The organism is Streptomyces sp. S3(2020) (assembly GCF_013044505.1).
Taxonomy (GTDB): Bacteria; Actinomycetota; Actinomycetes; order Streptomycetales; family Streptomycetaceae; genus Streptomyces.
In genome coordinates, this window is sequence record NZ_JABERD010000223.1 from 1 (window position 1) to 15,218 (window position 15,218).

Annotated in this window: 15 protein-coding genes; 9 read left to right on the forward strand and 6 right to left on the reverse strand. The window is 69.1% G+C overall.

Annotation, left to right across the window (positions count from 1 at the left end):
- Positions 1-105 precede the first annotated feature (105 nt).
- The 3 genes from HLK59_RS41180 (at position 106) to HLK59_RS41190 (ending at position 2,718) form a co-directional block, all read left to right on the forward strand.
- On the forward strand, positions 106-1,476 hold the full coding sequence (locus HLK59_RS41180) for a glycoside hydrolase family 1 protein (RefSeq protein WP_346779933.1): 1,371 nt from the start codon (positions 106-108) through the stop codon (positions 1,474-1,476).
- Positions 1,477-1,577: 101 nt separating this feature from the next.
- Positions 1,578-2,447 (forward strand): PRD domain-containing protein, encoded by an 870-nt coding sequence (locus HLK59_RS41185; RefSeq protein ID WP_171146779.1) that lies wholly within the window; start codon positions 1,578-1,580, stop codon positions 2,445-2,447.
- Positions 2,434-2,718, forward strand: a complete 285-nt coding sequence (locus HLK59_RS41190; RefSeq protein WP_171146780.1) for a PTS transporter subunit EIIB — start codon at positions 2,434-2,436, stop codon at positions 2,716-2,718. Before HLK59_RS41185 ends, HLK59_RS41190 begins: the two co-directional genes overlap by 14 nt.
- 21 nt (positions 2,719-2,739) lie before the next feature.
- Here HLK59_RS41190 and HLK59_RS41195 read toward each other — a convergent pair whose 3' ends face one another.
- A complete protein-coding gene (locus HLK59_RS41195) occupies positions 2,740-3,717 on the reverse strand; it encodes a Dyp-type peroxidase (RefSeq protein ID WP_171146781.1) in 978 nt (325 codons plus the stop codon).
- Between the two features lie 312 nt (positions 3,718-4,029).
- Here HLK59_RS41195 and HLK59_RS41200 point away from each other — a divergent pair, with 312 nt between their 5' ends.
- From HLK59_RS41200 to HLK59_RS41220, 5 genes are read left to right on the forward strand one after another with little or no spacing between them, the layout of a single operon-like run.
- On the forward strand, positions 4,030-5,004 hold the full coding sequence (locus tag HLK59_RS41200; RefSeq protein ID WP_171146782.1) for an ABC transporter substrate-binding protein: 975 nt from the start codon (positions 4,030-4,032) through the stop codon (positions 5,002-5,004).
- Complete coding sequence (locus tag HLK59_RS41205) at positions 5,001-5,870, forward strand: ABC transporter permease (protein WP_171146783.1); 870 nt, start codon at positions 5,001-5,003, stop codon at positions 5,868-5,870. The genes HLK59_RS41200 and HLK59_RS41205 overlap by 4 nt, the downstream gene beginning before the upstream one ends.
- Entirely contained in the window at positions 5,867-6,649 is a 783-nt protein-coding gene (locus HLK59_RS41210) for an ABC transporter permease (RefSeq protein WP_171146784.1), read from the forward strand. The genes HLK59_RS41205 and HLK59_RS41210 overlap by 4 nt, the downstream gene beginning before the upstream one ends.
- 13 nt (positions 6,650-6,662) lie before the next feature.
- Positions 6,663-7,496, forward strand: a complete 834-nt coding sequence (locus HLK59_RS41215) for an ABC transporter ATP-binding protein (RefSeq protein ID WP_171146785.1) — start codon at positions 6,663-6,665, stop codon at positions 7,494-7,496.
- Positions 7,497-7,527: 31 nt separating this feature from the next.
- Complete coding sequence (locus tag HLK59_RS41220; protein WP_171146786.1) at positions 7,528-8,310, forward strand: IclR family transcriptional regulator C-terminal domain-containing protein; 783 nt, start codon at positions 7,528-7,530, stop codon at positions 8,308-8,310.
- Between the two features lie 54 nt (positions 8,311-8,364).
- Here HLK59_RS41220 and HLK59_RS41225 read toward each other — a convergent pair whose 3' ends face one another.
- Positions 8,365-10,044 (reverse strand): IclR family transcriptional regulator C-terminal domain-containing protein, encoded by a 1,680-nt coding sequence (locus HLK59_RS41225; RefSeq protein ID WP_171146787.1) that lies wholly within the window; start codon positions 10,042-10,044, stop codon positions 8,365-8,367.
- A 154-nt stretch (positions 10,045-10,198) separates the two neighbouring features.
- The gene (locus tag HLK59_RS41230; RefSeq protein ID WP_171146788.1) at positions 10,199-12,151 is read right to left on the reverse strand and encodes an alpha-L-fucosidase; all 1,953 of its coding nucleotides are present in this window, start codon (positions 12,149-12,151) and stop codon (positions 10,199-10,201) included.
- Between the two features lie 641 nt (positions 12,152-12,792).
- Between HLK59_RS41230 and HLK59_RS41235 the strand changes: the two genes are divergently transcribed.
- Positions 12,793-13,005, forward strand: coding sequence for a hypothetical protein (locus HLK59_RS41235; RefSeq protein ID WP_171146789.1), 213 nt, complete (start codon positions 12,793-12,795; stop codon positions 13,003-13,005).
- Positions 13,006-13,379: 374 nt separating this feature from the next.
- Here the strand turns inward: HLK59_RS41235 and HLK59_RS41245 are convergent, their stop codons facing one another.
- Genes HLK59_RS41245 through HLK59_RS41250 form a run of 3 tightly spaced genes read right to left on the reverse strand, consistent with a single transcriptional unit; the run spans position 13,380 to position 15,141 of the window.
- Positions 13,380-14,219, reverse strand: coding sequence for an IclR family transcriptional regulator C-terminal domain-containing protein (locus tag HLK59_RS41245; protein WP_171146790.1), 840 nt, complete (start codon positions 14,217-14,219; stop codon positions 13,380-13,382).
- Positions 14,220-14,226: 7 nt separating this feature from the next.
- A complete protein-coding gene (locus HLK59_RS52155) occupies positions 14,227-14,355 on the reverse strand; it encodes a hypothetical protein (protein ID WP_277349570.1) in 129 nt (42 codons plus the stop codon).
- 9 nt (positions 14,356-14,364) lie between these two features.
- Positions 14,365-15,141, reverse strand: a complete 777-nt coding sequence (locus HLK59_RS41250) for a cyclase family protein (protein ID WP_171146791.1) — start codon at positions 15,139-15,141, stop codon at positions 14,365-14,367.
- Positions 15,142-15,218: the final 77 nt, after the last annotated feature.

Below are 15,218 nucleotides of genomic sequence, written 5' to 3' on the forward strand. Positions count from 1 at the left end.
CGCGGCTAGGTGGTTTGTTTTGTTTTTGTAAAGGATACGGGGAACGACCAGATCCACACTACCGGCGGAGAGGGGAGAGGAAGAGGTAGAGAAGAGACAGACCAGATCGAGGGAGCCCACGACGCGGACGGCAAGGGCGTCTCCATCCAGGACGTCCTGCCCCGGGGCCTGATGGCGCCGCGGACCGCCCGTCCCACGCCGGACAACCTCAAGCTGGAAGCCATCGACTTCTACCACCGCTACGCGGAGGACATCGCGCTCTTCGCCGAGATGGGCTTCAAGGTGTTCCGCTTCTCGATCGCGTGGAGCCGGATCTTCCCGAACGGCGACGACGAACTGCCCAACGAGGCGGGGCTGGCCTTCTACGACCGCGTCCTGGACGAGTTGGAGAAGCACGGGATCGAACCACTGGTCACCATCTCCCACTACGAGACGCCCCTGGCCCTGGCCGAGAAGTACAACGGCTGGACGAGCCGCGAGCTGATCGGCTTCTACGAGCGTTACGTCCGCGTCCTGTTCGACCGCTACGGCCACCGCGTCAAGTACTGGCTGACCTTCAACGAGATCAACTCGCTCCTGCACTTCCCGATCATCGGCGGCGCGATCCTCACGCCGAAGGAGGAGCTGTCCCGCCAGGACCTGTTCCAGGCCATCCACCACGAGCTTGTGGCCAGTGCCCTCGCCACCCGGATCGCCCACGAGACAATGCCGGACGCCCAGGTGGGCTGCATGGTCCTCGCGGTCCCCGTGTACCCGCTCACGCCGGACCCTGCGGACGTCCTCGCCGCGCTGGACGCCGACCATGCCAACCTCATCTTCGGCGACGTACACGTACGCGGCACCTATCCGGGCTACGCGCTGCGGTACATGCGCGAGAACGGCATCGAACTCGACATCACCGACGAGGACCGCGAGATCCTCGAGAACACCGTCGACTTCGTGTCGTTCAGCTACTACATGAGCATCTGCGAGACCGGCGACCCCGAACAGCGCCCCACGGGCGAGGGCAACATCATAGGCGGCGTACGCAACCCGACGCTCCAGGCCAGCGAGTGGGGATGGCAGATCGACCCGGCCGGCCTGCGAGTCGTACTGAACCAGTTCTGGGACCGGTGGCAGAAGCCGCTGTTCATCGTCGAGAACGGTCTGGGCGCCAAAGACGAGCTGATCGAGGTCGACGGCCGGACCACGGTGAACGACGACTACCGCATCGCCTACCTCAACGACCACCTGGTCCAGGTCTCGGAAGCGATCGCCGACGGTGTCGACGTCCTCGGCTACACCCCGTGGGGCTGCATCGACCTCGTCAGCGCCAGCACCGCGCAGATGAGCAAGCGGTACGGCTTCATCTACGTCGACCGCGACGACGAGGGCGACGGCACCCTCGCCCGCCACCGCAAGAAGTCCTTCGACTGGTACGCCGACGTCATCCGCAGCAATGGCGCGAGCCTGCGGCGGGGCGACGGGAGACCCTGACCCCGGCAACGCCCACGGCCACGGCCCCGCTCCGGGAAGGGCTTACCCTTCTCCTCCGGGTTTCTCCTTCCCGGGCGCGGCCAGATAGGACTCACGCAACGATGCGCGTCAAGAAGGTGTTCAACAACAACGTCGTCCTCGGCGTTGACGAGCACGGCGCCGAGACCGTTCTCATGGGCCGCGGGCTCGGTTTCCAGGTCAGGCCCGGAGACCGGCTGGACGACGAGCGGGTCGAGCGGCACTTCGTACCGCAGGCGATGCCCGCCGAACGGCTCGCCGCGCTGGCCGCCCAGATCCCGCTCGACGAGATCGAGGTGATGGAAGAGGTCGTCACCGCCGCCCGGGCGCGGCTCGGCGGCGACATCACCGAGCACGTCCTGCTGCCCCTCGCCGACCATGTCCACCTAGCGCTCGCCCGTGCCCGCGCCGGAGTCCAGATCGAGTACCCGCTCAAGTGGGAGATCGAGAACCTCTACCCGGCGGAGGCGGAGGCGGGCAGGGCGGCCCTGGACATCATCGAGCGGCGACTCGGGGTCCGCCTGGACGAGGACGAGGCACTGCCCCTCGCCCTGTACTTCGTCAACGCCCAGATCGGGTCCGGCTCCGCCGGCATCGCGGCGACCATGCAGATGACGCAGTGGCTGCGGGTCGCGCTGGAAACGATCGGCGAGGACTACGGCATCGAGATCGACCAGCACTCCCTGGCCGCGGCACGCTTCATCACCCACCTGCGCTACCTCTTCCTGCGGGCCCGGAGCGGCAGACCGACGCCGGACGTCGACGACGGGATCGGCGAGGCGGTCAGACAGGCCAAGCCGCGGGAGTACGCCACCGCCGAACGTCTGGCGCGCAAGATGGAGGAGATGTTCGCCTGGCACGTCGGCCGGGAGGAGATCCTGTATCTCGCGCTGCACGTCAGCCGGCTGACGGTGCGGGACGACACGGCGGAGGGCACCCATGCCGACACCTGACGGCGGCGACCGGGCAGCGGCGGAGATTCTCCGAGCCGTCGGCGGTCAGGAGAACGTCACACTCCTGACCCACTGCTTCGTCCGCCTCCGCTTCCGGCTGCGCGACCCGCAAGCCGCCGACATCGAAACGCTTTCCGCGCACCCCCTCGTCGCGTTCGCCGCGTGGCAGCTCGACGAGCTCCACGTCGCCCCGCGGCGCGACCTCTTCCGTCTGTTCGAGGAGCTCAAGGACGTGCTCGGAGAGGTCGCTTCGGACCACGGCCCGATGTGAGAAGGGTCCGTCGGCCGTCGGTCAAGGTCGCGGCCCCTCGGAGACGGCGGTCGGCGCAGGCGGCAGGTCGTCCAGGAAGTCGGCTGTGGGGACGTGGAAGAGGGAGCCGGTGAGCGGGGTGGAGAAGTCCAGGATCCGGTCGTGCGCCGCGTCGTCCGTGCCGAGGAACATCCGCTCCAGCATCGTCTCCGGCACCGTCGGAGTGCGGGCGTAGCCGATGAAGTAGGTGCCGAACTCGCCTCGGCCGACGGCGCCGAAGGGCATGTTGTCCCGAAGGATTTCGAGTTCTGTCCCGTCCGGGTCGGTAACGACGGTGAGGGCGACGTGTGAGTCCGCAGGTTTGACGCTGTCGTCCAGTTCGAAACCGTCCAGCTTCCGCCTGCCGACGATCTTCTCCTGAGCCTCGACCGGGAGCGCGTTCCACGCGGTGATGTCGTGCACGTACTTCTGCACGATCACATAGCTTCCGCCGGTGAAGTCCGGGTCCTCGTCCCCGATCAGGACCGCCGCGCTCGCCGCGGCCCCTGTCGGGTTCTCCGTGCCGTCGACGAAACCGAGCAGATCACGTGCGTCGAGGTACTGGAAGCCGTGCACCTCGTCGCGCACGGTCACCGCGTCGCCGAGCCGGGCGACGATCTCCGCTGCGAGTGCGAAGCACAGGTCGAGGCGGCTGGCGCGGATGTGGAACAGCAGGTCCCCGGGCGTCGACACGGCGTGGTGCACGGGTCCCTTGAGTTCACGGAACGGGTGCAGTTCGGCGGGGCGAGGTCCGCAGAAGAGGCGGTCCCAGGCCTGCGAGCCGATTCCCGTGACACAGCTGAGCCTGCCATCGGGCTGCGCGGGGAAGCCCACGGCGCGTTCGAGTGAGTCCACATCGGACAGGACATCGCGGGCGACCGACTCGCCTCCCGGCTCGATCGTGGCCACCAGGAAGATCGCCGCGCTGGTCAACGGCGACAGAACCATCTGGGGCGTCGGTGCCGCATCGTCGGCGACCATCAACACGTCCTTTCCGTCCAACGTCTGTGCTCTGAGGCAACTCTAGAAGCGCGCGGCCCGCGGCGTTCACACACGTACGCGACCGCATCCGCACGCGAACACGAGAAGGGCGGACTGTCGCCCGTCGAGCAGCGCCTCCGCGCGGGCATCCCGCGGTACGACCCACACCGGTCCCGATCGCGAAAGCGCAACGCCCCCGGCGTCACCTATTGACGCGCATCTGACGGCGACATAGCCTCCGCACAGCTTGTTCGGCACACGCAGTTTTGTACGCATTGCGAACACACCCCTTTTCCCTTCAGGAGGGCCCCTATGCAAAGGCGCGTTCTAGGGCTTGCTGTAGCGGTGCTGACGGTCGCGGGAGCGGCCGGATGCGGATCTTCGTCGGCTGAGACCGGTGGCTCGTCGTCGGACGGCGGGAAGACCACCGAGGTGAAGGTCGGGATCATCCCGATCGTCGATGTGGCACCGCTGTACCTGGGGAAGGAGAAGGGCTTCTTCAGCAGTCGGGGCATCGACCTGAAGATGGAACCCGCCCAGGGTGGCGCGGCGATCATTCCCGGCGTGGTCAGCGGTCAGTTCCAGTTCGGGTTCAGCAACGTCACCTCGCTGATGCTCGCCCAGACCAAGGGCGTGCCGATCAGATCCGTGGTGAACGGGGCCGCCTCCACAGGTGATGTCGACAACGACATCAGCGGGGTCGCCGTCAAGAAGGACAGCTCGATCAAGTCGGCCAAGGACCTCGCCGGGAGGACGGTGGCGGTCAACACCCTACAGAACATCGGGGACACCACGGTCCGTGAGGTGGTGCGGGAGGACGGCGGCGATCCCTCGAAGGTCAAGTTCGTCGAGATGCCGTTCGACCAGATGCCGGCCGCCCTGGACGGCGGTCAGGTCGATGCCGCGTGGATGGGCGAGCCCGCGCTGACCATCGCCAAGGGCCAGGGCGCCCGCGTGGTGGCCGCGCCGTTCGCCGAGACCGACCCGAAGCTCACCATCGCGACGTACTTCGCCTCCACCCAGCTCACCCAGGAGAAGCCCGACCTGGTCAAGAAGTTCACCGAGGCGGTGACCGAGTCGCTGAAGTACGCCTCCGCGCACCCGGACGAGGCACGCCGGACGGTCACCTCGTACACCAAGATCGACGGCGAGGTACTGAAGAACCTCACCCTGCCGACCTGGCCGGCCGCGTACGACATGGCGTCCCTGGAGAAGCTGGCCGGGCTCGGCGAGCAGGACGGCATCTTCGGCGGGAAGAAGCCCGACCTGGACACCCTGTTCTCATGAGCGCGACCAGGAGTACTCCCGTACTCGCGAAGCCCGCGGGGACCGCTCCCGGTCCCCGCGCGCCGGGCGGCGTCCGCATCCGGCGCGCCCTGGACGGAGCGGGCACCCCGCTGCGCGGACTGGCGGGCCTGACCGGGCTGGTGGTGTTGCTGGAGGTGCTGCCGCACACCGGTCTGGTCTCCGCCGACTACCTCCCGCCCGCCTCCGAGATGGGCCGGGCCCTGTGGCAGCTGCTCGGCGAGGGCGCGTTCTGGAGCGCGCTCGGCGACACGCTCACCGGCTGGGGCCTGGGCCTGGTCATCGCCGTGGTGGCCGGGGTGGTCGCGGGCGTGGTGATCGGCTCGGTACCGGTGCTGCGGGCGGCGACGGCCTCCACCATCGAGTTCCTGCGGCCGATCCCGTCGGTGGCCCTGATCCCGGTGGCGGTGCTGCTGTACGGCACCGACCTGGAGTCGAAGCTGCTGCTGGTCGTGTACGCCTCCTTCTGGCAGGTGCTGGTCCAGGTGCTGGCCGGCACCCAGGACGCCGACCCGGTGGCCGAGGACACGGCCCGCAGTTACCGGATGGGCGGCTGGGGGCGGGTCCGGTACGTCCTGTGGCCGACCGCGCTGCCGTACGTGATGACCGGTGTGCGACTGGCGGCGACCGTGGCGCTGGTCCTGACGATCACCGCCGAACTGGTCATCGGCTCGCCCGGCCTGGGCAGAGAGCTGGCGGTCGCGCAGACCTCCGGCGCCGTGCCGAGGGTCTACGCCTTTGTCCTGGTCACCGGGTTCCTGGGCGTCGCGGTCAACCTCGTGGCCCGGGCGGTCGAGCGGCGGGCCCTGCACTGGCACCCGTCGATGCGCGGGGAGGGACAGCGATGACAGTCCTCACACTGGCCCGGCGGACCGGGCTGGTCCTTGGTCTGCCCGGGGTCCTGTTCGCCGTGTGGTGGTTCGCCACCGCCGGCAGCACCGACTTCTACGTCCCCTCGCTGTCCACCATCCTGGGCAGGTTCGGGGAGGTGTGGACCGGCGAACGCCTGCTGTCGGACGTCGTACCCAGCATGGTCCGGCTCCTGTCCGGCTATCTCGTCGCGGTCGCCGTCGGTGTGGGCCTCGGTCTGGTGATCGGCCTGCACCGCGGTGTGCGCGACGTCCTGGAGCCGGTTCTGGAGCTCTTCCGGGCCATCCCGCCGCCCGTCCTCGTGCCGGTCATCATGCTGTTCGCCGGCATCGGCGACACCATGAAGGTCATCGTCATCGTCAGCGGCTGTGTGTGGCCGATCCTGCTCAACACGGTCGAAGGCGTCCGCGCGGTGGACGGGGTCCTCAGCGACACGTGCCGTTCCTACGGCATCACGGGTCCCGCCCGGCTGTGGCACCTGGTGCTGCGCTCGGCCAGCCCGCAGATCGTCACGGGCATGCGGCAGGCCCTGTCGATCGCGATCATCCTCATGGTCATCAGCGAGATGTTCGCCGCCAGCAACGGGCTCGGCTTCGCCATCGTGCAGTTCCAGCGGTCCTTCGCCATCCCCGAGATGTGGAGCGGTGTCCTGCTGCTCGGCCTGCTCGGATTCGTCCTCTCCCTGCTCTTCCGCCTCGCCGAGAACCGGGTCCTCGCCTGGTACCACGGCCTGCGCCGGGCCCAGCGCAACCCCTGACAAGGAGACGTCGATGCTCGACGTACGCAACCTGCAGAAGATCTACACCGGACGGAACCGCAACGTCGAAGCACTGCGGAACCTGACGTTTCACATCGGCGCCGGCGAACTCGTGTGCCTGGTCGGCCCCTCCGGGTGCGGCAAGACCACGCTGCTGAAGTGCATGTCGGGGCTGCTCACCCCGACCAGCGGCGAGGTGAGCCTGGACGGCCGGCCGGTCACCGGGCCTCCGGCCGACATGGCGGTGGTCTTCCAGGAGTACGGCCGTTCCCTGTTCGCCTGGATGAACGTCCGCGACAACGTCGCGCTGCCCCTGCGCCGCAAGAAGCTCGGCAAGGCCCGCGAGAAGGAACTGGTGGACCACGCCCTGGAGGTGGTCGGGCTCGCCGACGCCCACCAGGCGTATCCCTGGCAGCTGTCCGGCGGTATGCAGCAGCGCGTCGCCATCGCCCGTGCCGTCGCCTTCGAGCCGAAGGTGCTCCTCATGGACGAGCCCTTCGCCGCGGTCGACGCCCAGACCCGCGCCGAACTGGAGGACCTCATCCGGCAGTTGTGGCGGGACCTGGGCGTCACCGTCCTGTTCGTCACCCACGACATCGACGAGGCCGTCTACCTCGGCCAGCGCACGATCATCCTGTCCACGTCGCCCACCGTGGTGCAGGAGGACCTGACCATCGACCTCCCGGACGAGCGCGATCAGTTGCACACCCGCTCCAGCACCCGGTTCGCCGAACTGCGCGCACACGTCTATGAACAGATCCAGCGCGCCAAGCACCACCACGGCGACATGGACACGCAGGTGGCGGACAGCAGCGGTGATCTCCCCCTGCAGAAGGCCAAGTCGTAGCGTCCCGCCGCGAGAACCGGAGTCGCAGCGCATGGATGACGACGAGCACGGGCGGTACTTCGTCCAGTCGATGGAACGGGGTATCGCCGTCATCCGTGCCTTCAGCGCCGACAGACACGAGATGACCCTCGCGGAGATCGCCAAGGCCACCGGTACGAGCCGCGCCACCGCCCGGCGCTTCGTCCTCACCCTGGTGGATCTCGGGTACATGGCCGTGGCCGCCGACGGCCGGCACTTCCGTCTGACCGCGCGGGTGCTGGAGCTCGGTTTCGCCTACCTGTCCACGCTGTCCCTGGCGGAGATCGCCGTGCCCCACCTGGAACAGCTGGTCGCCGAGGTCGCGGAGTCCTCGTCGATGGCGGTGCTCGACGGGGACGACGTGGTCTACGTCAGCCGGGTGCCCACCCGCAGGATCATGTCGGTGTCGATCAGCATCGGCACCCGTCTTCCCGCCCACGCCACCTCCCTGGGCCGTGTCCTGCTCGCCGACCTCGACGACGAACGGCTGGGGACCTACCTGGACAGGGCGTCCCTGCGGCCGCTCACGGCCCGCACCATCACGTCGCGGGAGGCACTCCTCGCGGAACTGGAGAAGGTGCGGGCGCAGGGCTGGTGCCTGGTGGACCAAGAGCTCGAAGACGGTGTGATCTCGATCGGCACGCGCATCCGCAACGAGCCTGGGCAGGTGGTGGCCGGGGTGAACCTGGCGACCCATGTCCGCCGGGGAGACGCCGACTGGGTCCGCGAGACTCTGCTGCCGCCGCTCCTGCACACCGCCGCCCGCATCGAGGCGGAGCTGCACATCACCGGCTAGTGCCGTCGCAGGCGGCCGTCCCGGTGCCCCGGCGGCTGTGCGCGAAGGCGCCGCTCACGCCAGTGCGATCCGGGCGAACCGCCCCGCGACATGCAGATCCGCCTCGATACGGGCCGCCGTGTCGTGGAGTTCGGGGACGACCTCGGTCACACACTGCTCGGCGGTGCGTCGCGTCGTGTGCATCGCCACGCTGACGGCCGCGACGACCCGGCCCCCGCGGTCGCGCACCGGGACGGCGACGGACCTGAGCCCCTCCTCCAGTTCCTCGTCCACCAGCGAGTAGCCGGCCTTGCGGACCCGTTCCAGGATCGCCGTCAGATCGGCCGGGTCCGTGGTCGTGCGCGCGGTCAGCCTGCGCGGGTTCAGTGTGCGTTCGGCGGGCGGGAGGTCCGCCAGGATGACGCGGCCCACCGATGTCGTGGCCGCCGGGAGGCGGGTGCCCACGGGGACGCTCGCGCTCATGATCCGGCTGACGGGGACGTGGGCCGTGAACTGGATGTCCTCGCCCGCGGGCACCGCCAAAGCGGTGGCGTCGCCGACCCGTCCGGCGAGGTCGACGAGGTGCGGCTGGGCGATACGGGACAACGTCGTGCGGGACAGCGGAGGGAAACCGAGCGCGAGGACGCGCGGGGCGAGGCTGAACGTGCGGTCGCGCCCGACGACGAAACCGACGTGTTCGAGGGTGATCAGTGCCCGACGCGCTGTGGCCCGTGCCAGTCCGGTGGCCTGCGCCACCTCACTGAGCGTCAGCGCGGCCCGGCCCTCGCCGAAGGCGGTGAGAACGGTCAGGCCCCTCGCGAGCGACTCGATGAAGTCCTGCCCCAGCTCCTGCTTGGAGTTGCCCGTCCATACAGCGAGATCCGACGGAGTCTGCTTGCCTGCTGCTTCGGGGGCCTCGCGCAACTTCCGTTCCATCGCGTCGACGGTCGCCCGCAGCCGGGGCATCAGCGTGTCGCGGAGCGAGGCCGCCGTGTGCCGGCTGGTGTGGCTCACCACGCTGGCGACACAGGCGATGCCGGTGCCGGACGGACGGACGTCACCCGCCTCCCGGACCGGCATGGCGACCGCTACGAGACCGGGCTCGATGAACTGGTCGTCCAGGGCCCAGCCCGCACCGCGCGCCTCATCGGCGCGCGTCTCGAAGTCGTCGTCGGGCGGTCCGTCCGCCCGCGGCGGTACGGCGGGGAAGCTGTGGTCATACGGGTCCGCCGCCCTGCGCTCCCGCCACCGCGCCCACTCCCGCTCCCCCCACTCCGTCGCGAACAGCGGTCCTGGCGCGGTCCGCTCGGCGGGCAGCAGGTCGCCGATACGGAAGCTCAGCGACATCGCCCGGCGCCGGGTCGCCTGGTGGATGAAGCGGATGCCGTCCCCGTCGGCCACCGCGAGCGACACCGACTCGTCGAGTTCGTCCGCGAGGGCATCGGCGTGGGCGTTCAGCAAAGCGGGCAGTCGCAGTGCCGAGAGGTAGGCGTTGCCCAGTTCCGTCAGCCGAGGGGCGAGGACCACGTCCCGGCCCTCCAGACGCACGTAGCCCATGTGCGCGAGGGTCGCGGTGATCCGGTCCACGGTGGAGCGGGCCAGGCCCGTGGCCCGCTCCAGCCCGCTCAGGCTCAGGCTCCCCTCCGCCTCGCTCAGGTGCAGCAGCACGCCGATGCCACGCATCAGCGGGGCGACGGCCTCGGTCGGGACAGGATCCGCCGGAACAGCGCTGCCCGACACTGTCTGCACTGACATGGGCACTCCGATAAGGCGCTGCGGACCAGGTTCTCGGAGGCAACCGTAGTGCGTGGGTTCGTTTCCGGGCAGGTGGAGTGCCTCGGCCGCGAACGGGCCTCGCCGTCCCTCCCCCACCGCAGGCCGTGGAGTGGGAGAGGGACGGGCGGCAGGGTCAGGAGGTGACGATCTGCCACTGCTGGCGCGTCAGGGACGCGTACGGCTGCTGCTCGATGTTGGCTCCGTCGGCGGTGCTGCCCTCGTCGACGCCGAGGCAGAGACCGCTGTAGCGGTTGATGAGGAAGTAGTAGCCGTCACCGGTGGGTGTGACGGCCCAGTGCTGCTGGGGGACGTCGAAGTCCGCGTAGATGGCCACGTTGCCGCCGTCGACGCGGGAGAGGCCGGCCACTTCCATGAGCTTGCCGCTGTTGACGCCCTTGATCTCGTAGTAGCCGTCGCCGGTGGAGGCGAAGGTCCACTTCTGGGTGGCGTTGTTCAGCCAGGTCCACTGCTGGATGTTGGTGCCGTTGGCGGTGCCGAAGTTGTACACGTCGGCCACCTTGCCGCTGTGCCGGGCGACCAGCCGGTAGACCGTTGCGTCGCCCGGCAGGACCTTCGACACCAGGGCGGGCTTGGCCGTGCGGCCACCGATCCGGACGCCGCCCACGTTGGCGTAGCCGCCGGTGGCCGCGTTCGCCTGGATGCGTACGAAGCCCACGTTCCGGGCGGTCCACTCGACCACCTTGGTCTTGCGGTTGCCGGCCCAGGTGCCGGTGGCGACCTGGGTGAAGGTGGTGCCGTCGGTGCTGGTGGAGATGGTGTACGAGGTGATGTCGCCGTCGGTGGAGTCGTTGCGGTTCCACTGCTTGGGCAGGTACTCCAGGGTGGAGACGTTGCTCCACACACCGCCGAGGTCGATCGTGAGCGAGTTGGGCAGGGGCGAGGACAGGCCCCAGGTCGACCAGCAGGTCTCGTAGCGGACGTCGCTCAGTCCGTCGATGGCGTTGAGCGGTCCCTCGCCGGTGCGGAAGGCGGTCGCGTACGCGCTGACCGGGGTGACGGGGTGCTCGGCGCGCAGCAGTTGGGTGGGCAGCGCCGGCCGGGAGGTGTTGGGGCTCCATGCCGCGCCGACCTCGGCCAGCCGGTTGACGATGTTGGTGTCCAGCAGGCCGCTCCGGTTGGGCGGGCAGTTGAGGATGAAGGAGGTGTACTTCGGTTCCAGGTCGGTGAGGTGGGACACGATCGCGTCCCGGCTCATGAGGCTCTCGGTCGGTGTGGAGGGGTGCCAGAACCAGCCGTTGCTGATGGTCTGGCCCTGCATTCCGGCGTAGGTGTTGCCGGTCGGTGCCGTGATGCCGAGCGGCTCCTCGAAGAAGATCGCGTCGCTGAGGAAGGGCTCCGACATTCCGCCGATGTCGATCATGACGCAGTCCGGCTGCAACTGCTTCACCAGCGAGCGGATCCGCTGGTAGGAGACGGCCTGCTGGCCCATCTGCCAGGCGTAGCCGTCGGTCATGAACATATCGATGGTGCCGTAGTCGGTGAGCAGTTCGGTGATCTGACCCAGCATGAAGGTCATGTCGGAGGGCTGGATGGCGTCGGTGACCTCCAGCCCGCTCACGCTGTGTCGGCTCTCCCAGGCCTCGACGCCGAAGGTGCGGTCCCAGATCGAGTAGTAGAACCCGACCTTCAACCCCTTCGCGCGGAAGGCGTCGCAGTACGCCCGCACCACGTCGTGCTGGTAGGAGCTGTTGGCGACGTTCTGGGTGCCGTGGGCGCTCGGCCACAGGGCGAAGCCGTCGTGGTGCTTGGTGGTGAGGATGCCGTAGTTCATCTTCGCGGCGGCCGCGGCCTCGGCCCACTGCGCGCAGTTGACGCTCGGGGGCGCGAAGAGGGTGGGGTTCTGGTTGGGTTCGGCCCACTCCTGGTCGGTGAACGTGCCCAGGCTGAAGTGGTTGAACATGCCGAACCGCATGTCGACCATCCTGCTCAGGTTGGTCTGCGTGTCCGCGGCGGCCGCCTGGGACAGCAGGCCGGAGAAGCCGGGGACGATCGGCAGGGCGGTCGCGGCGGTCGCCGCACCGGCCGCGCCGAGGAACGTACGGCGAGTGATTCTTCCTGAGGGCATGCTCACTCCTGCGGACTGATTGAGGGTGACGACGTTCCGGATGGGGCGAGGGGTCGGCCCAGGTGCCGGGCTCTGGCAGGCGCCTGCCGTAGGGACATCGGATGTATTAAGAGGCACCGTCACATGATCTGTCTAGAGGTTCGACCGAAACCTGAGAAGCAGACGGCGATTTGGCCTGACACTCCGAGATCAACTCGCTGAGACATGGGACGGATTCGACACATAGATCGGGTGAATAACAAGGACACCGACTTGTGGACGTCAGTGCTCCTTCGAGGCGGCAGCGCCAGCACGTCTCTCTGTCCGCCCGGCGGACCTGACGCGCGTTTTTCAGTGGTCCGGAGGGGCTTCTGAACAACTCCCGGCCCGTCAAGACTCGCTCCAGGCCGGCGACCCACCCCCCTGTCGCCGGCCGACGCGAGCGGCCCCAGGCACTCTCCCCCCTTGTGCCCGGGGCCGCTTCACGCACCCACGCGCGTCACACGGCTCATCGTCGATGGGGGAAGAGAGAACTCCTTTGCGGAACAAGCACCGCCTGCACGGACGCGGACACCGCCGTACGCTCCCGCTGATCGTCTCGTACAAGGGTTCCACGAAGACGAAGGACCGGGCCCGGCGTTCGCTGCTGTCCACGGACGTCGATGTCGAGCGCAAACGACGAGCTCCTCGTGGCCGTCCTGGAGAACGCCGACTTCGCGAGCGGTGACTCCTTCGACTCGGACAGCCGGGAGGAGGGCGTCGCGTACGCCGTCCTGCGCTATGTCCGCCGCAACCTCGAACGGCAGGAGATGCTGCGGCTGCTCGCCCTCTTGGCGGCGGAGTCATCGGCTCCGGACCATCCGGCGCACCAGTGATTCCGCAACCGGTACGAGAGGGTCGTCGCCCTTGTCGCGACCGCCGTCCGCAGGGACCAGGACAAGGGTCGTATCTCCAACGGCCGGGATCACCAGGAGATCGCGGAGTCCCTCGTCGCGCTGTGGGACGGGCTCCAGCTCCAGTGGCTCATCGACCCGCGACGCGACCTGGTCGCCCGGATGACGGCCGGGCTGGAGGACCTTCTGGGCACCCGGGTCGCCGCCTCCGAGCAGCTGCCTTCCGCACCGGGTTGAGCGGGCCAGTGCCATGCCGGCACATCCGGGACGGGCTCAGGACTGCCCTCCACACCGGCGCCACGGCCGACCGCCACGGCTGACCGGCACGCCGGACGACTGCCCTGACCCGCGCCCGATCAGGACGGCATCGCCCCGCGAGCATCCGCCTCCGGCGCGTCGTGGCCGTCGATGGATTCCGACAGCGCGCCGGCCGCCGACCTCAGGTCCGTGTGGATCGTCCGCACGTGCGGGAGCAGGTCCTGCTGTCTGCCGACGACCGACAGGGCGGCCCGGATGTGTCCGTCGGCGTCGCGTACGGGTACGGCGTACTCGGTGACGCCGTGCTCGAATTCGCCGTGTGCCGCGACGACGCCGTTCGGGCGGTCGCGGTCGTTGGCGGAGACGAGTTCACCGACCGAGCGGGCGGCGTCGGGGCCGCCGACGCCGATCAGCTCGTAGTCGTCGAGCAGGGTGGTGATCTCCTCCAGGGTGTGGTCGAGGAGGAGCGCACGACCGGCGCCGGTGCACCAGCACGGGGTGACGAGGCTCGCGCGCCCCATCCACTCCTGCGCGAAGCCCGCGGCGGACTCGGCCCGCAGCAGCCTGACCTGGACTCCGTCACGGACCGAGAGCCGGGCACCGGCGCCGTACGCCACGGCGAGGCGGCGCAGGATTGGGCGGCTGCGCCGGAGCAGACCGGGGTGCAGGGACGCGGCCGTGGCGAAGAAGGCGCTGCCCACCCTTAGCGTCGCGTCCTCGCGGCGTTCGAGGAACTCCTTCTCGCACAGGTCCTGGGTGGTGCGTGACGCCTTGCTGCGCTCGATGCCGACCTCGTCGGCGAGCCTGCTGACGTTGAAGCCGGTCCGGCCCGAAGCCTCGCGGTCCAGCACCGCGTTGACCATGCGCAGGGCCATACGCAGGGAGGAGGCTGTCGCGGGGCCCTCCGACCGTCCGGATGAGGCGCCGTTCGTCGTCACCCCGGCACTATAACGAGCCGATGCCCGGCCGACCGCCGGTGACGGGCGCGGGCGAAGCGCCCTGGACCGGTTCGGCGTGGGAGATCCGGGCGTTGCGGATGAGTTCGGTGATGACCCGCTCGTCGATGGTGTCCATGACGGTGTCTCAGCCCGCGTGGTGCAGGGCGAAGACCCGGGCCGGGAAACCCGAACCGCCTTGCGGCTTCGGCCAGGTGGCGACGATCAGCGCACCCGCCTCCGGGACCTGGTCGAGGTGGGCCATCAGCTCGATCTGCCAGCGGTCCCGCTCCAGGACGTAGCTCTCCAGGCTGAAGTCGCCCGCGGAGGTGGCCAGTCCGGGATCGGTGTCGGTCTGCTCGTGGCCGATGGCGGTGACGCCCGCCTCCTCGAAGAGGTACCGCAGGACGTCCCCCGACCAGCCGGGGTAGTGGCTCACACCCGCCTCGTCCTTGTTGGCCATGGCGGCCGGGTCGGGCCAGCGGCTCCCCCACCCGGTACGCAGCGCCACGAACGACCCTTCCGGGACCCGGCCGTTGCGGGCTTCCCAGGCCGCCACGTCGTCCAAGGTCGGTACGGCGTCGGGGTCGGCGGCGACCCGGTCGGTGATGTCGAGGACGACGAGCGGCAGGATCATCTCGTCGACGGGTATCTCGTCGAGCGGGCGCGCGCCGGCCACGAAGTGCACGGGCGGGTCCACGTGGGTGCCCCACTGGCCGACGATCGTGTACAGGTGCACGTTGAAGCCGTCGCCGCGTGACATGTCGAAGGGCATCTCGCGCTTCTCGTCCGGGAAGGCGGGGAAGTGCGGCTGGCCGGGGTGGAAGGCGTGTGTCAGGTCGGTGCGGACCGTCTTGGCGATCAGTTCCCGGTGCAGGGTCCACAGCGCGGGTTCGGTCGGGGCGTCGATCGGGTTCGGGGTCATGGGTGTTCGGTCCTCTCTCACGGGGATCACGGGGATCACGGTTTCCCATCTGCCCGTCCCCCCGAAAGGGACGTCGA

What these genes read in the sequence shown, in the direction of transcription:
- HLK59_RS41185 (WP_171146779.1), top strand. Translation starts at nt 1,578, where the DNA reads ATGCGCGTCAAGAAGGTGTTCAACAACAACGTCGTCCTCGGCGTTGAC.
- HLK59_RS41190 (WP_171146780.1), top strand. Translation starts at nt 2,434, where the DNA reads ATGCCGACACCTGACGGCGGCGACCGGGCAGCGGCGGAGATTCTCCGA.
- HLK59_RS41195 (WP_171146781.1), bottom strand. Translation starts at nt 3,717, where the DNA reads ATGGTCGCCGACGATGCGGCACCGACGCCCCAGATGGTTCTGTCGCCG.
- HLK59_RS41200 (WP_171146782.1), top strand. Translation starts at nt 4,030, where the DNA reads ATGCAAAGGCGCGTTCTAGGGCTTGCTGTAGCGGTGCTGACGGTCGCG.
- HLK59_RS41205 (WP_171146783.1), top strand. Translation starts at nt 5,001, where the DNA reads ATGAGCGCGACCAGGAGTACTCCCGTACTCGCGAAGCCCGCGGGGACC.
- HLK59_RS41210 (WP_171146784.1), top strand. Translation starts at nt 5,867, where the DNA reads ATGACAGTCCTCACACTGGCCCGGCGGACCGGGCTGGTCCTTGGTCTG.
- HLK59_RS41215 (WP_171146785.1), top strand. Translation starts at nt 6,663, where the DNA reads ATGCTCGACGTACGCAACCTGCAGAAGATCTACACCGGACGGAACCGC.
- HLK59_RS41220 (WP_171146786.1), top strand. Translation starts at nt 7,528, where the DNA reads ATGGATGACGACGAGCACGGGCGGTACTTCGTCCAGTCGATGGAACGG.
- HLK59_RS41225 (WP_171146787.1), bottom strand. Translation starts at nt 10,044, where the DNA reads ATGTCAGTGCAGACAGTGTCGGGCAGCGCTGTTCCGGCGGATCCTGTC.
- HLK59_RS41230 (WP_171146788.1), bottom strand. Translation starts at nt 12,151, where the DNA reads ATGCCCTCAGGAAGAATCACTCGCCGTACGTTCCTCGGCGCGGCCGGT.
- HLK59_RS41235 (WP_171146789.1), top strand. Translation starts at nt 12,793, where the DNA reads ATGTCGAGCGCAAACGACGAGCTCCTCGTGGCCGTCCTGGAGAACGCC.
- HLK59_RS52155 (WP_277349570.1), bottom strand. Translation starts at nt 14,355, where the DNA reads ATGGACACCATCGACGAGCGGGTCATCACCGAACTCATCCGCAACGCC.
- HLK59_RS41250 (WP_171146791.1), bottom strand. Translation starts at nt 15,141, where the DNA reads ATGACCCCGAACCCGATCGACGCCCCGACCGAACCCGCGCTGTGGACC.